This is a genomic window from Candidatus Thiosymbion oneisti (assembly GCF_900092655.1).
GTDB lineage: Bacteria > Pseudomonadota > Gammaproteobacteria > Chromatiales > Chromatiaceae > Thiosymbion > Thiosymbion oneisti.
The window spans coordinates 1-3,874 of record NZ_FLUY01001376.1 but is presented as its reverse complement, the minus strand read 5'-3'; the positions used below and the strand labels follow the sequence as shown (position 1 = coordinate 3,874).

2 protein-coding genes are annotated in these 3,874 nt (G+C 59.9%); one reads left to right on the top strand and one right to left on the bottom strand.

The features are described 5' to 3' along the window. Positions 1-152 precede the first annotated feature (152 nt). Positions 153-1,619 carry a polysaccharide deacetylase family protein gene (locus BQ17_RS14145; RefSeq protein ID WP_089728126.1) on the top strand — a complete coding sequence of 489 codons (1,467 nt, stop codon included), beginning with the start codon at positions 153-155 and terminating at the stop codon, positions 1,617-1,619. Positions 1,620-2,096: 477 nt separating this feature from the next. Here the strand turns inward: BQ17_RS14145 and BQ17_RS14140 are convergent, their stop codons facing one another. Next, complete coding sequence (locus tag BQ17_RS14140) at positions 2,097-3,635, bottom strand: hypothetical protein (protein ID WP_256091612.1); 1,539 nt, start codon at positions 3,633-3,635, stop codon at positions 2,097-2,099. Positions 3,636-3,874 lie beyond the last annotated feature (239 nt).

Below are 3,874 nucleotides of genomic sequence, written 5' to 3'. Positions count from 1 at the left end.
GGGATGACAATTTCGTGAGGATTCGCGTGATTCGTCGTTTCTTTTCTTACTTTGCCGACCGGTAACGCTTAACTTAATGACAGGTATAATTCCTCCGTCGCCGAACCATAGACAGTCCCTCGACAACGAGAACCAATAACGAGACCAATACCGTGAACCAGTTACCCGAATATGTGGAAGGTGTACCCAATGTGTCCGGCAATGAGGCCGCAGTCGAGCAGGCGCTGGCCATCGGTGCCGGTAAGGCCCTATTCAAGGACCGTGGGGGCGTGGACTTCGGCACCATCCGCGCCGCTACGGCCATCGCCCTCCACCAACATCAGCCCCTGATCCCCGCCGGGGGCGACGACCTGGGCACGGCGGCCATCATCAGCAATCTGCAATACATGATGGAACACCCGGACATCGGCGATAACCACAACGCCGAGACCTTTGCCTGGTGCTACAAGCGCATGGGCGAGTTCATTCCCCAGCTGGTAGGAGAGGGCAAATCGCCGCGGGTCATGCTGGAGTACTCGGGTACCCTGCTGCACGGGTTGCGTCATATGGGGCGTGACGACGTCGTCGACGCCCTCAAGACCATCACCTGCAATTCGGACTACGCCTGGACCACCGAATGGCTCGGTATGCCTTGGGGCCATGCGGTGGCCCCCTCGACGCCGGTGCAGGACTACCGCCTGCACGTGCGGGCCTGGCAGCACCACTTCGCCGCCATCTTCGGCTGGGAGGCCCTGGAGCGGGTGCGCGGCTTCTCGCCTTCGGAGATGGCCCTGCCCAACCATCCCGACGTGGCCTATGAGTTCGTCAAGACCCTCAAGGACTGTGGCTACCAGTGGGTCCTGGTCCAGGAGCACACGGTCGAACAACCGGAGAACGGCTGGCATCCGCAGCGTCCCCATCTGCCCCACCGCCTGGTATGCACCAACTCGCGGGGAGAGACGGCGAGCATCATCGCCATCGTCAAGACCCAGGGCTCGGACACCAAGCTGGTGGCCCAGATGCAGCCCTGGTACGAGGCCCAGGGGCTGAACCGCCTCGAGCTGGCAGGCAAATCCGTGCCGCCCCTGGTCACCCAGATCGCCGATGGGGAGAACGGGGGGGTCATGATGAATGAGTTCCCGGACAAGTTCTTGGAGGCCGTGCGGCAGTCCAGCGGGTCCGAGGTGCCGCTCATGAACGCCAGCGAGTACCTAGAGCACCTGTTTGCCATGGGCGTAAAGGAATCCGACCTGCCCGAGCTCCAGCCCCTATTCCACCACCAGATTTGGGACCGGATGACCCCCGGCGACGGACCCGAACGCCTGAAGAAGGTGATCGAGGCGCTCAAGCAGTCGGACCACAGCTTCCATATGGAAGGCGGCAGCTGGACCAACGACCTGTCCTGGGTGCGGGGCTACGACAATGTGCTGGGGCCCATGGAAGCGGTCAGTGCCCTGTTCAACGAGAAGGTACTGGTACCCGGTGTGTCCACCGGCGAACACCGCTACCGCAATGCCCTGTTCCACCTGATGAGCTCCCAGACCAGCTGCTATCGCTACTGGGGCCAAGGCCTGTGGACCGACTACGGACGGGAGCTCTGCCGGCGGGCAACCGAGATCCTGACCAAGGATTTCAAGTAGAAGAGAGAACTACGAATCGCGCGAATGCTCTCAACAACCGAAACATTGAGTGAGCAGGATCTTCACGGAAAAGTTAGCCGCAAATCAGCGCAAATGGACGCAACGGAATGAAGAGTTGAAAGGCTCGAATTGAGTATGGGAAAAATGAGCCGGTTGCTTCGATCTATCCGCGGATTACACAGGTCTTCACGGATTAAAAACAAAACAATCTGTGGCAATCTGCGTCATCTGCGGACAGAGAAGATTGAGAAGCTGTCTGGTTAAAACGGATCCTAGCATCGTGTTACGTTACACCGCGTTCAACGCCGTACCCGTCCAGGCGCGATCCTGGGTTATTTGGCGTTGGTTGTGGGAAAAGATCCCTCCTACGTCGGGACAGGGTTTGATGTGTTGGGTTACGGCGCGTTCGACCCTGTCGCTGGGCTTCGGGATCAGACAGCGCGCCTAACCCAACCTACACTTAGCGCAAGGTCGGTGCTAGTGCACCCGTGTCACCGGCCGCATCTGGGTATCGCAGGTACCGCCCACGGTGACGGCCTTCAGATTTTCCCTGCCGCGGCAATTCGTTCCACGATCACGGATCTTGCACTGGAGCCCCAGGGCCTTGCCGGATTCGAGCCAGGGTGGGGTACGGCGGTAGCGGCCAACGCTGCGATGGTTACAGCCGCGGGGAATCCCGTAGGGGGGGCAGGCGGAGGGGGATTTCAGAGAGACCTTGCGGGCATCCACCTCGAAGCCCGGATAGTTGTCGAGGATACGGATCAGGTCCTTCTCGGACGCCTCTTCGAATAGAAACTCCCGGAATCCGTAGCCGTTTTTGCCTTGGTTACCGACCTGGATCCGGGTGTTGGCGATCAGGGCGAAATCCGTTCCTTTTCTCGCCACTGCGCCCGACATGTACTCGACCCGCTGGTAGTTGGGAAAGCACTTGCCCATGGCCGGGGCGTGATAGTAGTGGCGGAGTGCTTTGACATCACTCAAGGACGCCTGGTGAAAGATGGCCTGCAAGTCCCGATCATTACCGAAGAGGATGCGCTGGACATCGCCCAGGTTCTGCTCGTACATGGCGCGAATCTTGGCGTAATAATCGGCGCCCTTGCCGCTGCTCAGGTCCGAGCGCAGGAAGCAGGAGGTAAGGCCGGAGATCTGGGTCAGATACTCGTCCCAGATGTTGTACTGAGACACCTTGGAGGAAACTCCCTGGTAATCTCCCGGAAATCGGCAACCTTGGCGTTTCAGGCAGGACTCGGCCCGGCCCCGGTTGCGGATGGACAAGGCGATGATGTTGCGCTCGCAGGCACCATAGGCATTGCAGCCCCGATCCAGGTGCCCCTCGTAAATGGCCGTGCGCATGGTGTAATCCAGGTGCTTGGCCTGAGCTATGGTCTGCTCCGACCATTGATTCCGATGGTCGGCGATGAATCGGCCCCAGGCACTGTTCAGGGCCTGCCGGCGTCCGCTGAGCTTGCGGTTTGCATCGGCGCAGTGGGACGAGTCGTGAAAGGTGCGAATGATTTCGTCCAGCTTATTGCGGGCCCCCTGTATGCGGCCGGTCCGTCCCGAGCCTGGAGGATCGAAGAAAGGCGCCTTGTTCAGGGCATACAGCTGCCGCACCCTGATCACATGTCTGACCCGACCGTCGCAGTGATGGTTTGCAACGCGCATCGACTTGCGCTGCGCAAAGGCGCGTTTGAACTTGTCCGTCGCGGTCGGCACGGCCCTGCGGGGATCCACGAGGATCCGGAATCCCACATAGGGGGTACCCTTCTCGTCGGTCAAGGCTTGACCGTCGCGGATGACCAAACAGGGGATGAGCGAGGTCCCCTGAGCCAATGTCCCTGCCGGTGAGGATGGCCCCTGCTTGCGAAACGACTCGATCTCGTAATAGGGCAGGTCCCGCTTGCCGTTGAACTTGTAGAGCGTCATCACCGGAGTGGCCGGTATGTCCGCTGGGGATAAACCGGTCCCTACCAGGCCGACGGCAAACAGGAGAGACAAGAAAACTGGATTCTTCACGGCTCGAAGCCTGTCTGGCTAAAATGGATCCTCGCGTCGTGTTGGGTTACGGTGCGTTTGGCCTTGTTGCTGTACTTCGAGATCGGACAGCGCGCTTAACCCAACCTACACGCTGATTATGTGTCGGGTCCGCGGTGCGGACGGCTGGGATGTTGCGGCCATCTAGTGTAGTGCGCTGTAAATAGTAGAACTAACAAAGCCGCCCCCGGTCGGTTGTAGAGAGCCGATGCAGACAAGAG